Origin of the sequence: Streptomyces sp. NBC_00322 (assembly GCF_036147535.1) — a bacterium.
Classification (GTDB): domain Bacteria; phylum Actinomycetota; class Actinomycetes; order Streptomycetales; family Streptomycetaceae; genus Streptomyces.
In genome coordinates, this window is the sequence record NZ_CP108019.1 from 1,292,935 (window position 1) to 1,308,873 (window position 15,939).

16 protein-coding genes are annotated in these 15,939 nt (G+C 70.4%); 7 read left to right on the forward strand and 9 right to left on the reverse strand.

Annotated features, from left to right (window positions below; translation table 11 throughout):
• Window positions 1–30: 30 nt before the first annotated feature.
• Genes egtA through egtD form a run of 4 tightly spaced genes read left to right on the forward strand, consistent with a single transcriptional unit; the run spans window position 31 to window position 4,329 of the window.
• Entirely contained in the window at window positions 31–1,305 is a 1,275-nt protein-coding gene (gene egtA / locus OG905_RS05805) for an ergothioneine biosynthesis glutamate--cysteine ligase EgtA (RefSeq protein ID WP_328666518.1), read from the forward strand.
• Window positions 1,302–2,615 carry an ergothioneine biosynthesis protein EgtB gene (gene egtB / locus OG905_RS05810; RefSeq protein ID WP_328666519.1) on the forward strand — a complete coding sequence of 438 codons (1,314 nt, stop codon included), beginning with the start codon at window positions 1,302–1,304 and terminating at the stop codon, window positions 2,613–2,615. The genes egtA and egtB overlap by 4 nt, the downstream gene beginning before the upstream one ends.
• Window positions 2,615–3,370 carry an ergothioneine biosynthesis protein EgtC gene (gene egtC, locus OG905_RS05815; RefSeq protein WP_328666520.1) on the forward strand — a complete coding sequence of 252 codons (756 nt, stop codon included), beginning with the start codon at window positions 2,615–2,617 and terminating at the stop codon, window positions 3,368–3,370. Before egtB ends, egtC begins: the two co-directional genes overlap by 1 nt.
• Entirely contained in the window at window positions 3,367–4,329 is a 963-nt protein-coding gene (egtD, locus tag OG905_RS05820; protein WP_328666521.1) for an L-histidine N(alpha)-methyltransferase, read from the forward strand. Before egtC ends, egtD begins: the two co-directional genes overlap by 4 nt.
• On the opposite strand, the gene OG905_RS05825 is transcribed toward egtD, so the two are convergent.
• From OG905_RS05825 to OG905_RS05840, 4 genes are all read right to left on the reverse strand, one after another.
• Window positions 4,224–5,099, reverse strand: a complete 876-nt coding sequence (locus OG905_RS05825; protein WP_328666522.1) for a lysophospholipid acyltransferase family protein — start codon at window positions 5,097–5,099, stop codon at window positions 4,224–4,226. The two genes, egtD and OG905_RS05825, sit on opposite strands and share 106 nt — an antisense overlap.
• A complete protein-coding gene (locus tag OG905_RS05830) occupies window positions 5,096–5,941 on the reverse strand; it encodes a GNAT family N-acyltransferase (RefSeq protein ID WP_328666523.1) in 846 nt (281 codons plus the stop codon). The genes OG905_RS05825 and OG905_RS05830 overlap by 4 nt, the downstream gene beginning before the upstream one ends.
• A 509-nt stretch (window positions 5,942–6,450) precedes the next feature.
• Entirely contained in the window at window positions 6,451–7,125 is a 675-nt protein-coding gene (locus tag OG905_RS05835; RefSeq protein WP_328666524.1) for a class F sortase, read from the reverse strand.
• Window positions 7,126–7,279: 154 nt separating this feature from the next.
• A complete protein-coding gene (locus OG905_RS05840; RefSeq protein WP_328666525.1) occupies window positions 7,280–7,951 on the reverse strand; it encodes a hypothetical protein in 672 nt (223 codons plus the stop codon).
• Window positions 7,952–8,466: 515 nt separating this feature from the next.
• Here OG905_RS05840 and OG905_RS05845 point away from each other — a divergent pair.
• Together OG905_RS05845 and OG905_RS05850 are read left to right on the forward strand one after the other, a co-directional pair.
• On the forward strand, window positions 8,467–8,682 hold the full coding sequence (locus OG905_RS05845) for a dodecin (protein ID WP_328666526.1): 216 nt from the start codon (window positions 8,467–8,469) through the stop codon (window positions 8,680–8,682).
• Between the two features lie 125 nt (window positions 8,683–8,807).
• Window positions 8,808–9,827 (forward strand): MsnO8 family LLM class oxidoreductase, encoded by a 1,020-nt coding sequence (locus tag OG905_RS05850; protein ID WP_328666527.1) that lies wholly within the window; start codon window positions 8,808–8,810, stop codon window positions 9,825–9,827.
• Window positions 9,828–9,868: 41 nt separating this feature from the next.
• On the opposite strand, the gene melC2 is transcribed toward OG905_RS05850, so the two are convergent.
• The 5 genes from melC2 to OG905_RS05875 form a co-directional block, all read right to left on the reverse strand.
• Complete coding sequence (melC2, locus tag OG905_RS05855; protein WP_328666528.1) at window positions 9,869–10,696, reverse strand: tyrosinase MelC2; 828 nt, start codon at window positions 10,694–10,696, stop codon at window positions 9,869–9,871.
• Window positions 10,697–10,715: 19 nt separating this feature from the next.
• On the reverse strand, window positions 10,716–11,117 hold the full coding sequence (gene melC1 / locus OG905_RS05860) for an apotyrosinase chaperone MelC1 (protein ID WP_328666529.1): 402 nt from the start codon (window positions 11,115–11,117) through the stop codon (window positions 10,716–10,718).
• Window positions 11,118–11,424: 307 nt separating this feature from the next.
• Entirely contained in the window at window positions 11,425–12,171 is a 747-nt protein-coding gene (locus OG905_RS05865) for a succinate dehydrogenase/fumarate reductase iron-sulfur subunit (RefSeq protein WP_328666530.1), read from the reverse strand.
• Window positions 12,168–14,144 (reverse strand): fumarate reductase/succinate dehydrogenase flavoprotein subunit, encoded by a 1,977-nt coding sequence (locus OG905_RS05870; protein WP_328666531.1) that lies wholly within the window; start codon window positions 14,142–14,144, stop codon window positions 12,168–12,170. Before OG905_RS05870 ends, OG905_RS05865 begins: the two co-directional genes overlap by 4 nt.
• Before the next feature lies 1 nt (window position 14,145).
• Complete coding sequence (locus OG905_RS05875; RefSeq protein ID WP_328666532.1) at window positions 14,146–14,850, reverse strand: succinate dehydrogenase; 705 nt, start codon at window positions 14,848–14,850, stop codon at window positions 14,146–14,148.
• Window positions 14,851–14,934: 84 nt separating this feature from the next.
• Here OG905_RS05875 and OG905_RS05880 point away from each other — a divergent pair, with 84 nt between their 5' ends.
• On the forward strand, window positions 14,935–15,825 hold the full coding sequence (locus OG905_RS05880; protein WP_328666533.1) for a LysR family transcriptional regulator: 891 nt from the start codon (window positions 14,935–14,937) through the stop codon (window positions 15,823–15,825).
• Window positions 15,826–15,939: the final 114 nt, after the last annotated feature.

Genomic DNA, 15,939 nt, shown 5'->3' on the forward strand with positions numbered 1-15,939 from the left:
GGCAGAGTGCCTTCGAAAGAGGAACCGGACATGCACCCACCCAATACAGGCGGCTTCGGCCCCCCTGTCGAGGAAACAGAGGCAGAGGATCTGCTCCGATGTATCTGCTTCAAGAACGGCCCGCCCCGCTTCGTGGGCGTGGAGGTCGAATGGCTCATCCATGAGCTGGAGAGGCCCGATCGCCCCGTCCCCGCCGGCCGTCTCATCGCGGCCCACGACCAGATACGTGCTCTACAACTGAATTCGGCTCTCACCTTCGAGCCAGGCGGCCAGCTGGAGCTCAGCTCGCCCCCCGCCGCTTCCCTGATGGAGTGCATCGACTCCGTCGCCGCCGATCTGGACGCCGTACGCGCCGCGCTCCGCCCGGCAGGCCTCACTCTCACCGGAATCGGGCTCGATCCCTTCAATCCCCCGCGCAGGCTGCTCCACGAACCCCGCTATGACGCCATGGAGGCGTACTTCGACCGGACAGGTGCGTCCGGCCGCGCCATGATGTGCAGTTCCGCCTCGGTCCAGGTGTGCCTGGACGCCGGTGCCGAGGAGCCGGGCCCGCTCGGGCACGGTCGTCGCTGGCAGCTCGCGCACCTGCTCGGCGCGGTGTTGATGGCGTCGTTCGCCAACTCGCCGGTACAGGGCGGGCGGTACACCGGCTGGCGCTCGACCCGGCAGGCCGTGTGGTCCTCGCTCGATGCCGTACGGCCGCTCGCGCCCCCCCTCGGCGAGGAACCGCGCTCCGCCTGGACCGCGCACGCGCTGGACGCACCGGTGATGTGCATACGGGGGGACGGCGACCGGTGGGAGCTGCCCGACGGGCTCACCTTCCGTCAGTGGATACGCTCCGGCGTCGTGCGCCCGCCGACCCGGCAGGATCTCGACTACCACCTCACCACCCTCTTCCCGCCGGTGCGGCCACGGGGCCATCTCGAACTGCGCATGATCGACGCGCAGCCGGGCGACGACGGCTGGATGGTGCCGCTCGCGGTCACCACGGCCCTGTTCGACGACCCCGAGGCGGCCGAGACGGTCTACCGCGTCGTGAAACCACTGGCGGAGTACGCAGGTTCGCTGCCCGCGCCGCGCAATCCGCTGTGGACCAACGCCGCACGGCACGGACTGGCCGATCCCGAACTGCACGCCGCCGCCGTAACCTGCTTCGCCGTCGCCCTGGAGGCGCTCCCCCGCATCGGCGCGTCCCACGCCGTACAGGACGCCGTCGCCGCATTCAACGAGCACCACGTCCTGCGGGGTCGATGTCCTGCCGACGAGCTGCGCATCCCCTCCCTCGGGAAGGAACCGATCAGATGACCGAAGACCTCCGGCTCCGCGCCCTGGACGCGCTGACCGCAGCCCGAGCCCGTACGGCCACGCTCACCTCGTGCGTCGACGACCGTGAACTGACCGCCCAGCATTCGCCGTTGATGTCCCCGCTGGTGTGGGACCTGGCTCATATCGGCAACCAGGAGGAGCAGTGGCTGCTGCGCACCGTCGCCGGACGTGAGGCGCTGCGCCCCGAGATCGACTCCGTCTACGACGCCTTCGAGCATCCGCGGGCCCTGAGGCCCACGCTGCCGCTGCTCGCCCCGGCCGAGGCGCGCGCGTACGCCTCCGATGTGCGCGGCAGGGTCCTGGACGTCCTGGAGAGCACCCCGCTGGAGGGCCGGCCACTTCTCGACGCCGCCTTCGCCTTCGGGATGATCGCCCAGCACGAGCAGCAGCACGACGAGACGATGCTCATCACGCATCAGCTGCGCAAGGGGCCCGCGGCCCTCAGCGCGCCCGAGCCGCCGGCCGGCAGCACGCAGGGCCTGCCCGCCGAAGTCCTGGTCCCGGGCGGCCCGTTCACGATGGGTACATCGACCGAGCCGTGGGCGCTCGACAATGAACGGCCCGCGCACCAGCGCGTCGTTCCGGGATTCTTCATCGACACCGTGCCCGTGACCTGCGGCGCCTACGAGGCCTTCATCGAGGACGGCGGCTATGCCGAACCCCGCTGGTGGGCTGCCGAGGGCTGGGAGCAGATCCGTCAGCACGACATCGGCGCCCCGCTGTTCTGGCGCCGCGAGGGCGGCCAGTGGCTGCGCCGCCGCTTCGGGGTGACCGAGCCGGTGCCCGCGGACGAGCCGGTGCTGCACGTCAGCTGGTACGAAGCCGATGCGTACGCCCGCTGGGCGGGGCGGCGGCTGCCCACCGAGGAGGAGTGGGAGAAGGCCGCCCGCCACGATCCCCACTCGGGCCGCTCGCGCCGCTTCCCGTGGGGCGACGAGGATCCGAAGCCCTCGTACGCCAACCTCGGCCAGCGCCATCTGCGGCCCGCTCCGGTCGGCAGCTATCCGGAGGGAGAATCGCCGCTCGGGATACGGCAGTTGATCGGCGATGTGTGGGAGTGGACGGCGAGCGACTTCCTGCCCTACCCGGGCTTCGCGGCCTTCCCGTACCGCGAGTACTCCGAGGTGTTCTTCGGCAGCGCGCACAAGGTGCTGCGCGGCGGGTCGTTCGCCGTCGACGCGGTGGCCTGCCGCGGCACCTTCCGCAACTGGGACCTCCCGGTGCGCCGGCAGATCTTCTCCGGCTTCCGTACGGCACGGGACGCGCACGTGCGGGAGGAGTCGGCCTGATGTGCCGCCATATCGCCTTTCTCGGCCCGCCGCTGCCGCTTCGGCAGCTGCTCGTCGAGCCCGCGCACGGGCTGTTCAGGCAGTCCTGGGCGCCGCGTCACCAGCGGCACGGAACCGTCAACGCCGACGGCTTCGGCGTGGGCTGGTACGCCGAGGGCGATCCGGTGCCTGCCCGGTACCGGCGCCCGGGACCCATCTGGGCCGACCTCTCCTTCGCCGATCTCGCCCGCGTGGTCCGCAGCGGCGCCCTGCTCGCTGCCGTCCGCGACGCCACCGAGGCGGGCGCGGACGGTGAGGCGGCGGCCGCGCCGTTCACCGCCGGGCCCTGGCTGTTCAGCCACAACGGCGCGGTCAAGGGCTGGCCCGGCTCGCTGGCCCCGCTCGCCCTGACCCTGCCCGCGGCCGAGCTGCTGTCGCTGGAGGCACGGTGCGACTCCGCGCTGGTGTGGGCGTTGGTGCTGCACCGGCTGCGCGACGGCGACGAGCTCGGCCAGGCGCTGGCCGACACGGTCCGCGAGGTCGGCGAGGCAGCGCCGGGCTCCCGGCTCAATCTGCTTCTCACCGACGGAGAGACCGTCGCGGCGACGGCGTGGGGCGACACGCTCTGGTATCTGGCCGAGCCCGGGCGCCGCACGGTCGTCGCCTCGGAGCCGTACGACGACGATCCGCACTGGCGCGAGGTCCCCGACCGCACCCTGCTGGCGGCGACCCGCACCGATGTCCTTCTGACCCCGCTCAAGGAGCCACCCGCGTGAGCCCGTTCCTGCTGACCCGAACCCTGCCCGAGGACGCCACCGACGCCGCCCTGCGCGCGGACGTGCTGCACGGTCTGACCCGTACGCCCAAGACGCTGCCGCCCAAGTGGTTCTACGACGCCCGCGGCAGCGAGCTCTTCGAGGAGATCACCCGGCTCCCCGAGTACTACCCGACCCGCGCCGAGCGCGAGATCCTGCTCGCCCGCTCGACCGAGATCGCCGCGGCGACCGGGGCGCGCACCCTCGTGGAGCTGGGCTCGGGCTCCTCGGAGAAGACCCGGCATCTGCTGGACGAGCTGCCCCAGCTGCACACCTATGTGCCGGTCGACGTGAGCGAGAGCGCGCTGACCGGCGCGGCCGAGGCGCTGCTCGCCGAGCGGCCCTCGCTCAATGTCCATGCCCTGATCGCCGACTTCACCCGCGGTCTGACCCTGCCCGACACTCCGGGACCGCGACTCATCGCCTTCCTCGGGGGAACCATCGGCAATCTGCTGCCGGAGGAGCGCGCGGTGTTCCTACGCTCCGTGCGCTCGATGATGGACCCCGGCGACGCGCTGCTGCTCGGCACGGATCTGGTGAAGGACGAGAACGTGCTGGTGCGGGCGTACGACGACGCGGCCGGGGTGACGGCCGCGTTCAACAAGAACGTGCTGTCCGTCATCGCGCGTGAGCTGGATGCGGACGTCGACCCCGACGACTTCGAGCATGTGGCGCTGTGGGACCGCGAGCAGGAATGGGTCGAGATGCGGCTGCGGGCGCGCTCCGCACTGACCGTGAAGATCCCCGAGCTGGATCTCGTGGTGCCGTTCGAAGCAGGCGAGGAGATGCGTACGGAGGTGTCGGCGAAGTTCCGTCAGGAGGGTGTACGGACCGAACTGGCTGCGGCGGAGCTCAAGCTGACGAACTGGTGGACGGACACGGAAGGCAGGTTCGCACTCTCTCTGGCGACGGCCAGCTGAGCCGCGCGGGCCAGTGAGCGGCGGTCGGGGCAGCTCCCCGCGGGGATGGCCGGCAGCAGCCGGATCTCCGCGGTGAGCCCGCCGGCCGCCACGACCCGCCACAGGGACGCGGTCAGCGAGTCCTCCCCGACGAAGGCGGCGGCGCCGGTGGGCAGATAGCTGATGCGTACGGGCTGAACGTCCGCGCCGGCGTCCAGCGCGGCCTGGAAGACGGCGGGCCTGAAGCGGCCCTGGGCCCGGCCGCACCAGGTGGAGCCTTCGGGGAAAGCTATGACGCGCGCGCCGCCGTTCATCGCGGACGCCATCTCGCGGACCGTGCCGGGCAGCGTACGCAGCCGGTCGCGCTCCAGGAAGAACGTGCCGCCGCGAGCGGCCAGCGGTCCGAGCACCGGCCAGCGCCGGACCTCGCTCTTGGCCAGCATCCGTCCGGGCAGGGCCGCCGCGATCAGCGGTATGTCCAGCCACGAGATGTGGTTGGCGACGACAAGGGATCCCCCGGTGCTCGGCGTCCGGCCGGCGCCGACGATCCGGACGCGTACGCCGAAGGCGCGTACCACCGCACGCGCCCAGCAGCGGGTCGCCAGATGGCGGAACCGGGTTCCGAGTATCACCGCGAGCAGCGCGACCACCGGCCCGAGCAGAAGACCGGCGAGGACCGTCGCGATTCCGGCGAGCAGCCGGGCGGCGGCCCTCAGCGAGCCGGCCGCCGGGCCGTGGTGGGTCGCGCACCCCCGCGGGGTGCAGGGCGCGCTGGGCAGCCAGACGCTCATCGCACCGGGGCGAGGGAGAGGAAGTGGCGCAGGTAGCGCGGGTTGGTGCGGCGCAGCGAGAGCAGCACATAGAGGTCCGCGACACCGAAGTCAGGGTCGTGGGCGGGCGCTCCGCAGACCCAGGCGCCGAGCCGCAGATAGCCGCGGAGCAGTGCGGGCAGCTCGGTGCGGCCCTCGGGGCGGGCGACGGAGTCGGGGTTCCACAGCTTGTGCGGGGTGACCCAGTACTCCTCGGGGGCGAGGTTCTTGGCCTTCACGGTGTCCCAGGTGGCCGCGGCGAGGGTGCCGCCGTCCGCGAGCGGGATGGAGCAGCAGCCGGCCAGCCAGTTGTGGCCGGTGCGGGTCATGTAGCGGGCGAGCCCGGCCCAGATGAGGGCGATGACGGCGCCGTTGCGGTGCAGGGGGTGGACGCAGGAGCGGCCGACCTCGACGAGGTCGTCGCGGATGGGGGCGAGCCTGGCCAGGTCGAACTCGGTCTCGGAGTAGAGCCGGCCCGCGACCCGGGCGCGGTCCGGCGGCAGCAGGCGGTAGGTGCCGACGACCTCTCCGGTCTCGGCCTCGCGTACGAGGAGGTGGTCGCAGTACGCGTCGAAGGCGTCGATGTCCAGACCCGGCTCGGACCCCTCCAGCCGGGCGCCCATCTCACCGGCGAACACCTGGTGCCGCAGGCGCTGCGCGGCCCGTACGTCCTCCTGGTCCCGGGCGAGCGAGACGACGTAGCGCTGCTCGTCCCCCTCACGCAGGGGTCCGGGGGCGGGCGAGGGCAGGTGCGCGGCGAGCTGCGTGGGGAGCTGCGCAGGGACGGCGAGTGGGGCGGGGACGACAGCTGGCGATGCGGGCATGACGGTCTCCTGTGCCGGACGGAAGGGGACGGACCGCGGGTGCGGCGGCCCGGCTCCTTACTTCTTCCGTGGCTGGCTGGATTCGACATGACCGCCCGGCGGAGAGTGGATGTGCGACGGCTGAATGCCGGGGAATGGCGTGCCGGGGACCTGCCACGCAGGGTAAGGAGAGCCGTCGGTTCAGTGAGGGGCGAGGCGTCGGTGATGCCTCGGAGGCCTTGCGCGCCGCCCGCTGCGGGTTCTCTCCCCGCAGAACGGCCGTCATGAACGAACCCGGACACCCCAGAGATCCTGGGCGGCGCCCAGGAGAAATCAGGCGGACCAGCCCCTGCGCGCTAGGGAGTGTCTTCAAAGTAGCGTCGTCCGCCCGAAGGGCGGGCCTGACGGCGTCTGGTGCGTGCGATCGCAAGGCGGAGGAAAGAGCCCACGCGGAGCGTCGGCGACTGACGACAACGCAGCGAGCGTGCGTGCCAGGCGTCGCCAGGCAGACGGGACTTTGAAGACACGACCTAGGCGGAGTCGAGATGGGCGAACACCACCACATTCTGGGTGTAGTCCTTCGCCTTTCGGTCGTACGAGCCCCCACAGGTGATGAGACGCAGCTGCGGGTTCGGGGTGTCGGCGTAGACCCGCTCATTGGGGAAGCGCGCCTTGCTGAAGCTTTCGACGGAGTCGACCACGAACGAGGCGACCGTGCCGTCCTCGCGGGTGATGTCGACCTTGCCCCCGGGCTTGAGCAGACGCAGCTGCACGAACACGGCCGGGCCGGTCTTGGTGTCGACATGGCCCGCGACAATCGCCGCGCCGCGCTCCCCGGGCGAGACGCCTCCCTCGAACCAGCCGACCAGGTTGTTGTCGTTGGCGGGGGGTGCGTCGAGCCGCCCGGACTTGCCGATGGACAAGGTCGTAAAGGGGGCGTTGACGGCGATCTGTGGGATCGAGAGCCGCTTCGGCGCGGAACGGGGCAGCACCAGATCGCTGACGGGCGGCGCGACCGGGCCGTACGTGGGCGGGGCGGCGACCACCGGAGGGACCTGGGGAATGCCGTCCGCGGAGGATCCGGAGGAGTTGAGGATGACGACGACGCCCAGCCCGATCGAGGCGATGGCCCACAGCATCGAGCGGCCGACGGAGCGGGATGCGGAGGCGGGCGGGTTCGGGCCGGGGGACTGCAGGGCGGCCATGGGGGCGTGCCTTTCGTGGACGTGGGCCGGTGGGTCGCGAGCGGAGGGCCGCGCGGGGGTTGCCAGGGCATGCTCTGGAAGAACCAGCCACCGCGGCCACCGTCCGGGAAGGACGGCGGCCGCGGCGGGAAGTGACTACGGGTGGCCCGGGCTATCAAGCCACCGCGCCACTCGACGCGTTGCGGCGGCGCAGCGTGTACGCACCGAAGCCGATGCCGCCGAGCAGCAGGAGGGAACCTGCGGCCAGGCCGCCGCCGGACTCGGCCAGACCGCCGCCACCGGCGTGGACGCCGCCCGACGGCTTCTCCTTCTTCCAGGAGCCGCCGCTCTCCGAGGAGGAGCCGCTGTCCTGTCCCCAGTCCTCGGCCACGACCTTGGCCAGGGCGCCACCACCGGTGTGGACACCGCCCCAGGGCTTGTCCTTCTTCCAGGACTCCTTCTTCGACGACTCCTCAGTCGTCGCCGACTCCTCAGTGGTCGCCGACTCTCCGGTCGTCGCCGACTCCTCCTTCTTCCAGGACCCCTTCTTCGACGACTCTCCAGTCGTGGCCGAGTCTCCAGTCGCCGCCGAGTCCCCGGTCGTCGCCGAGTCCTCCTTCTTCCAGGACTCCTTCTTCGACGACGGGTCGGACGCGGTGGAGGAGTCCTCCTTGGTGGAGTCCTGCGCGGTGGAGTCCTGCTTGCTGGTCTTGCCGTAGCCGCTGCTGGAGGAGGAGCTGTCTTGCCCGTAGTCCTCGTCCATCGTGATGGCATTCGCGGCGGGCGCGGTGAGAGCGAGGACCGCCGTCACGGCGGCCGAGGCGAACAGTGTGCGGGCAGAGCGCATGTGACACTTTCCTTTCGCCGCGCTGCGAAGGCTGACACTTCGTCGGCTCATCGGATCGCAGTGCGACATGATCCACCGTCAGCCCGATCACGGCTCAGCACCAGTCGACACCACCGCATTCGAGGGGCACCCTGGGCCCTTCGAGTGGCGATTGCCGGAATATCACTCGTTGGACTGCACAACACGCCGAGGTGATGTTTCAGCCGCAGCAATCGCGTCTTTACCTGACGGTGCATCACCTTGAAGACGCTCTGACCTGCGAAGAAGAGAACCCGGCGGGCGGAAACCATCCTCGACGCCTCGCCCTCGTCGAGAACCGGCGGTCCGGCGGCCCGGTGACGCGATCCCCTCCCGGCGCACCCTCAGCACCGGACTCGGCGCCGACCGGTCGCTCCCCCGCCGCGCCCGGACGGCGCTCGGCCCGGCCTCGGACGACCTTCCAGGTTCCGACGCCTCGCGCGCCGCCTCCCGGTGGGGCACCGTGGAGTGAACGCATCGAGAGGAGTGCGACACACATGTCGAATCACACCTACCGGGTCACCGAGATCGTCGGCACCTCGCCCGACGGCATCGACCAGGCCATCCGCAACGGCATCCACCGGGCGTCCCAGACCCTCCGGGGCCTCGACTGGTTCGAGATGACCGAGGTCCGCGGCCAGATCGTCGACGGGCAGATCCAGCACTGGCAGGTCGGGCTCAAGGTCGGATTCCGGCTCGATGACGGCAGCTGACAGGCCGACCGCACGGACACGCAGGCGCCTGAGGGCTCACCCGTACGGACCCTCAGGTGCGGCCCTCGTCGCTCGTGATCAATGCACCTGGGGAATCCTCGCGCGGCGCGGACGTTGAACCCTGTGTGAGCGCATTGATCGAGTCGACCCGCTTCTCCGTACTGGACCGTTCACGCACCCGCGAGGGGCACGAGGGGCCCGCGGCCCTGCGCGACACGGTGCGTCTCGCCCAGGAGCTGGAAGCGCTGGGATACCACCGCTTCTGGGTCTCCGAGCACCACAGCGTGCCCGGAGTGGCGGGCTCCGCGCCGACTGTTCTCGCGGCCGCGGTCGCCGCCGCGACCTCGACGATTCGCGTCGGCACGGGCGGAGTGATGCTCCCGAACCATCAACCGCTGGTCGTTGCCGAGCAGTTCGGGGTCCTCGAAGCGCTCTTCCCCGGCCGGATCGGCATGGGGCTCGGCCGCTCGGTGGGCTTCACGGACGGCATACGCAAGGCCCTGGGCCGGGACAAGAAGGCCGCCGAGGATTTCGCCGGGCAGCTGGAAGAGCTGCTGGGCTGGTTCGACGGCCGGCAGACGGCGCATCCGCAGGTGCATGCCCGCCCCGCGGAGGGCCTGCGGGTCCCGCCGTACCTCCTGGCCACCGGCGAAGGAGCACAGATCGCGGCCGCCGCCGGGCTGCCGCTGGTCATCGGCGACATACGGGGCCGCGACCGGATGCTCGCGGCCATCGACCGCTACCGCCGGGACTTCCGGCCGTCCTCCTGGTCCGAGCGGCCGTACGTGGTCGTCTCCGGCACGGTCGTCGTCGCCGCCACGGAGCAGGAGGCGCACCGGCTGCTGATGCCGGAGGCCTGGTCGCTGGCGTACTCCCGGACGCACGGGGTTTTCCCGCCGCTCGCCCCGCCGGAGCGGATCGACGCGCTGGCGATGACGGCCCGGGAGCGCCAGTTCTACGAGTCCGGGCTCGGCGGCCACATCGCGGGCACCGAGGAGCAGGTCACGGACGCGCTGGAGGCGGTCGTCAAGGAAAGCGGCGCCGACGAAGTGCTGGTCACGACGAGTACGTACGACCGTGAGGCCCTGCTGGACTCCTTCCGCAGGCTCGCCCGGATCGCGGGGCTGACCAGCGCGAACGCCTAGAATCGTGCGCTGCGCACAGCCCCCACGACCCGTTTGTGCGCCTAGGCCGCCGTGTCGAAGGTGTAGTGGCGGGTGTGATCCAGCATGTCGGCCGGGGTCACGTCGTTCCAGGGGCGCATGGTCTCCCGTAGATCGACGACATTGCGCGTGCCGGCGGCCGGGAGGTAGGTCGAGCCGGGGTGGCGTGCCTGCCACTCGGCCCAGAGCTTGTCGATGAAGGCGTGGTGCATCCAGAACACCGGGTCGTTGGGCGAGACTCCGGTGCCCATCTGGCCGCCGACCCAGACATGGACCCGGTTGTGCAGATTGACGCCGCGCCAGCCTTCCAGGTGATTACGGAAGCCGTCCGACGCGCTGTTCCACGGCGGAGCGTCATAGGTGGCCATGGCGAGTACGGAGTCCACCTCGGCCCGGGTCGGCAGCTGACGGCCCCCGGCGCCGAGGTCCCGGCGCAGATAGCCGCGGCCGTCCACGCGTATGCTCACCAGCCATTTGCCGGCCGCGAACGCGAACGGGCCGTCCGTCACCTGGCCGTCCCTGCTGCGCCCGGTGCCGCCGAGGAAGTCGGCCGCCCAGAGCGAGGATGCGGCGGTTCGGTCGGCGGTCCAGTCCCAGTACGGGAGCGCCACGGAGGGGTCCACGGCCTGGAGCTGCTGCTCGAACTGTATGAGGAACCTGCGGTGCCAGGGCAGGAAGGAGGGCGAGCGGTGGCCGACCCGCTCGCCGTTGTCGGTGTCGCCCATGATGAAGGCGTTGTGGGTGGCGACGAAGGCGTCGTACTGCCCATTGCGCTTGAGTTCGAGCAGCGCGTCGACGAAGCGGCGCTTCTCGGTGGCGGTGAGCTGCGCCTGGTTCTTGCGTACGGTCATGACGGTGCGGGCTCCTGGATCAGGTGGTGACGAGCGGAACGAGGGCGGCGCCCTGGAGTTCGGCGACTGCGGCGCGGGCCACCGCGCGGGGCGTGGCGAACGTCTCGTAGTGGTTGACGACGCTGATCCACGTGCCGTCGGCGTTGCGCATCACATGCAGTTCCTCGCCGTCGATGTGCACGGCGAAGCCGCCCCCGTGTCCGCCCCCGTGGTGTCCGCCTCCGTGATGCCCGCCCGCCTGGGAGGGCGCGCCCTGTATACGGCGGCCTTGGAAGACCTCATCGAACGAAGCGGGTTCGGCCGAGGGGCCGGAGACGGTCCGCTCGGTCCGCGCGGCAGCGGCCGTTGTGCCCGCTACGGCCACCGCGGCGGCCGCTCCTGCGACGGCGCCCAGGGCGCGTCGGCGGGTGAGTTCAGGCATGGCAAATACCCCCAGATGTTTCGGTGGTTCGGTCGGTCACGGGCGTGGTCGGCGCCCGTGACCCGGCTCCATGCCTACCGGTTCACCCGAACTCCGGGGAAATCTCAGGGAATTGGTTCGCTACTATGCGGACATGTCGCGATACGCAGTGCAGCGTTGAACAAGGTTGATCTTGCTGTCCGCGCGTCCCGTTGCCGCCAGAGACGTAAATTCTGCGGCTGATGTGACAGTTACGTGAAGAGTTTGTTGCTCACAGCGGGAAAACGTGCGCGGCCTCACACCGGGAAGCTGTCCGGAATCTCATGACTCAGCGGCGGACCTTCCGGCTCGCCCGCAGCCACTCCTTGTTCATCGCGGCGATGGACGGCAAGGGGATCCCCTTCGGACAGGCCGTTGCGCATTCGCCGGTCAGGGTGCAGCCACCGAAGCCCTCCTCGTCCATCGTCGCGACCATGTCGAGCACCCGCGTCTCGCGTTCGGGCGCGCCCTGTGGCAGCACATTGAGATGGTTGATCTTCGCCGAAGTGAAGAGCATCGCCGAGCCGTTGGGGCAGGCCGCCACGCACGCGCCGCAGCCGATGCACTCGGCGTGCTCGAAGGCGAAGTCGGCGTCCGGCTTGGGGACGGGCGTGGCATGGGCCTCGGGTGCCGCGCCGGTGGGGGCGGTGATGTAGCCGCCGGCCTGGATGATCCGGTCGAAGGCGCTGCGGTCCACCACCAGGTCCTTGACCACCGGGAAGGCGGAGGCACGCCACGGCTCGACGTCGATGGTGTCGCCGTCCTGGAAGGACCGCATATGGAGCTGGCAGGTGGTGGTGCGTTCGGGGCCGTGCGCATCGCCGTTGATGACCAGGCTGCACGCGCCGCAGATGCCCTCGCGGCAGTCGTGGTCGAAGGCGACGGGGTCCTCTCCGCGCAGGATGAGTTCCTCGTTGAGGGTGTCGAGCATCTCCAGGAAGGACATCTCCTTGGAGATCCCGTCGACCTCGTACGTGGCCATGGCGCCGGGCGCTTCGGCGTTCCGCTGTCGCCAGACGCGCAGGTTGAGCTTCATGCGTAGCTCCGCTGGGTGGGGTGGACGTACTCGAAGACCAGGTCTTCCTTGTGCAGAACGGGGGCGTCACCGCTGCCGTGCTCTCCCGGGGCACGACCCTCCGCCCCCCGGAATTCCCAGGCAGCCACGTACGAGAACTCCTTGTCGCGCCGGGCGGCTTCGCCGTCCTTCGTCTGGGACTCCTCGCGGAAGTGGCCGCCGCAGGACTCGGAGCGGTGCAGTGCGTCGAGGCACATCAGTTCGGCGAGCTCCAGATAGTCGACGACGCGGTTGGCCTTCTCCAGCGACTGGTTGAACTCCTCGCCCCTCCCGGGCACCTTGATGCGGCGCCAGAACTCCTCGCGGATCTGCGGGATGCGTTCCAGGGCCTTGCGCAGGCCGGCGCCCGTACGCGCCATTCCGCAGAACTCCCACATGAGTTCGCCCAGTTCGCGGTGGAAGGAGTCGGGCGTGCGGTCGCCGTCGACCGCCAGCAGCAGACTCAGCCGGTCCTCTGTCTCCGCGAGCACCTCGGCCACCGCCGGGTGCGAGGCGTCGACGCTCTCGGTGTGCGGGTTGCGGGCGAGATAGTCGTTGATGGTGGACGGCAGGACGAAGTACCCGTCCGCCAGGCCCTGCATCAGCGCGGACGCTCCCAGCCGGTTCGCGCCGTGGTCGGAGAAGTTGGCCTCGCCGATCGCGAAGAGCCCCGGGACGGTGGTCTGCAGGTCGTAGTCGACCCAGAGCCCGCCCATCGTGTAGTGCACGGCGGGATAGATCCGCATGGGCACCTCGTACGGATTCTCGGCGGTGATCCGCTCGTACATGTCGAAGAGGTTGCCGTACTTGTCCTCCACCGCCTTGCGGCCCATCCGCGAGATCGCGTCCGCGAAGTCCAGATAGACGCCCTGCCCGCCGGGTCCCACGCCGCGGCCCTCGTCGCAGACGTTCTTCGCGGCGCGCGAGGCGATGTCGCGGGGGACGAGATTGCCGAAGGACGGGTAGATCCGCTCCAGGTAGTAGTCGCGCTCGTCCTCGGGAATCTCGTTCGGCGGCCGGTCGTCGCCCTTCGCCGCGGGCACCCAGATGCGGCCGTCGTTGCGCAGCGACTCGCTCATCAGCGTCAGCTTGGACTGGTGGTCGCCGGTGCGCGGGATGCAGGTGGGATGGATCTGGGTGAAGCAGGGGTTGGCGAAGTACGCGCCGCGCCGGTGGGCGCGCCAGATGGCGGTGGCGTTGGAGTTCATGGCGTTGGTCGACAGATAGAAGACGTTGCCGTAGCCGCCGGAGGCCAGGACCACCGCGTCGGCGAAGTGGCTGGAGATCTTCCCGGTGATCAGATCGCGGGCGACGATGCCGCGGGCCCGCCCGTCGACGACGATGAGATCGAGCATTTCGGTACGGGCGTGCATGGTCACCGTACCTGCGGCGATCTGCCGCGACAGGGCCTGGTAGGCGCCGAGCAGGAGTTGCTGACCCGTCTGGCCGCGGGCGTAGAAGGTACGGGAGACCTGGACGCCGCCGAAGGAGCGGGTGTCGAGCAGTCCGCCGTACTCCCGGGCGAAGGGCACGCCCTGGGCCACGCACTGGTCGATGATCTCGACCGAGATCTGGGCGAGCCGGTGGACATTGGACTCTCGGGCGCGGAAGTCTCCGCCCTTGACGGTGTCGTAGAAGAGACGGTGGATCGAGTCGCCGTCGTTGCGGTAGTTCTTGGCCGCGTTGATGCCGCCCTGGGCTGCGATGGAGTGGGCCCTTCGCGGGGAGTCCTGGTAGCAGAACTGCTCGACGTGGTAACCCTGTTCGGCCAGTGTCGCGCCCGCGGCGCCGCCCGCGAGGCCAGTGCCGACGACGATGACGGTGTGCTTGCGGCGGTTGGCCGGGTTGACCAGCCTGGCCTCGAAGCGCCTCCGGTCCCAGCGCTCGGCGACGGGCCCTTCGGGCGCCTTGGTGTCGGCTAGGGGAGCACCGACCTTGTAGTTGAGACAGCTCATGTCAGCCCACCACTCCTGTCATGACGGCCACGGGTACGGAGATGAACCCCGCGGTGAGCACCAGCGCGAGGACATTGGCGGCGGTCTTGAGTGCGCGGTCGCGGGTGGCGCTGCCGACACCGAGGGTCTGGGCGGCGCTCCAGAAGCCGTGGCGGATGTGCAGTCCGACGGCGAGCATCGCGACGATGTAGATGACATTGCCGTACCAGGTGGAGAAGGTCGCGACGACGTTCTCGTAGGGATGGCCCGGCTCGGCGTTCTCGTTCACCGTCAGCGTCGTCAGGTCGAGCAGGTGCCAGACGATGAACAGCGCCACGATGATCCCGCCCCAGCGCATGGTGCGGGTGGCGTAACTGGCCCGGCGCCGCTTGTGTGCGTACTGGACCGGCCGGGCCCGGAGGTCCCGCCTGCTGAGCTGGTACGCCGAGACCGCGTGCCCCACGACGGCAGCCAGCAGCACGACGCGGACGATCCACAGACCCCACGAGTAGTGCAGTACGGGCTCGCCCATGGTGCGCAGCCAGTGGCCGTAGGCGTTGAACTCCCCCGCCCCGAAGAAGACCTTGAGGTTGCCCATCACATGCGCGACCAGATAGCCGAGCATGATCAGGCCGCTCACGGCCATCACCGTCTTCTTGCCGACCGTCGATCCCCAGAAGGTGCGCGTGGGCGACGGCTTTCGATCCGTCCGCGTTGCCAGAGCCATACGAGGAACGCTAGGGCCGGGATGCTCCAGAGGTCCAAGACATGATCCGGCTCATCTCCATAGCCCTGTCCTATCGTGGTGGATATGCAGTTCCAGCAGCTTCTCTATTTCGTGGCGGTCGCCGAGGCCCGGCACTTCACCCATGCCGCCGAGCGCGTCCATGTCTCCCAGCCGTCGCTCTCCCAGCAGATCAGGGCACTGGAGAAAGAGCTGGGCGCCGAGCTGTTCAGCCGGGCCCGCGGCAATATCGCGCTCACGGAGGCGGGCGAGGCTCTGTTGCCGCTGGCCCGCCGGATCCTCGCCGACGCCGACACCGCCCGGCACGAGGTGCAGGAGCTGGTGCAGCTGCGCCGCGGCCGGGTCAGGCTCGGCGCGACACCCAGCCTCTGCACCGGGCTGCTCCCCGATGTGCTGCGCGCCTTCCACGATCTGCATCCGGGCATCGAGCTGCTCATCGAGGAGAGCGGTTCGCACGATCTCGTACGGGAGCTGGCACGCGGCTTCCTCGATCTGGCCCTGATCGTGCTGCCGCTGCCGCCCGCTTCACCCGCGCTGACCACGGTCGAGCTGCTGCGCGAGGACCTGGTGGTGGTGTCGTCCCCATCGGCATCCGGACCGCGGCGGCCGGTACGGATCGCCGATCTGCGCGATCAGCCGCTGGTGATGTTCCGGCACGGCTACGACCTGCGCGAACTGACGGTCGCCGCGTGCCGCGCGGAGGGCTTCGAGCCGGGCTTCACCGTGGAGGGCGGCGAGATGGACGCGGTGCTCGGTTTCGTACGGGCGGGGCTCGGCATCGCGGTGGTGCCGAGCATGGTCGCCGACCGGGCCGGCTCCGACCTGCGGGTCACACCGCTCGCCCGGCCGGGACTGCGCCGTACGATCGCGCTCGCGCACCGCAGCGACGTGGCGCCACCGCGGGCGGCCCGCGAGCTGCAGCGGATGCTTCTCGGCTCGCGGGCGGCGGCGCCGTAGGGCCTGTCGTTCGGATCAGGCCGGATCAGTGAGCGGGGTCTGGTGCGTGCGATCGCAGGCCGGAGGATGGGGGTCCCCCCGCCGAAGGCAGGGGGAGAGCCCACGCGGAGCGTC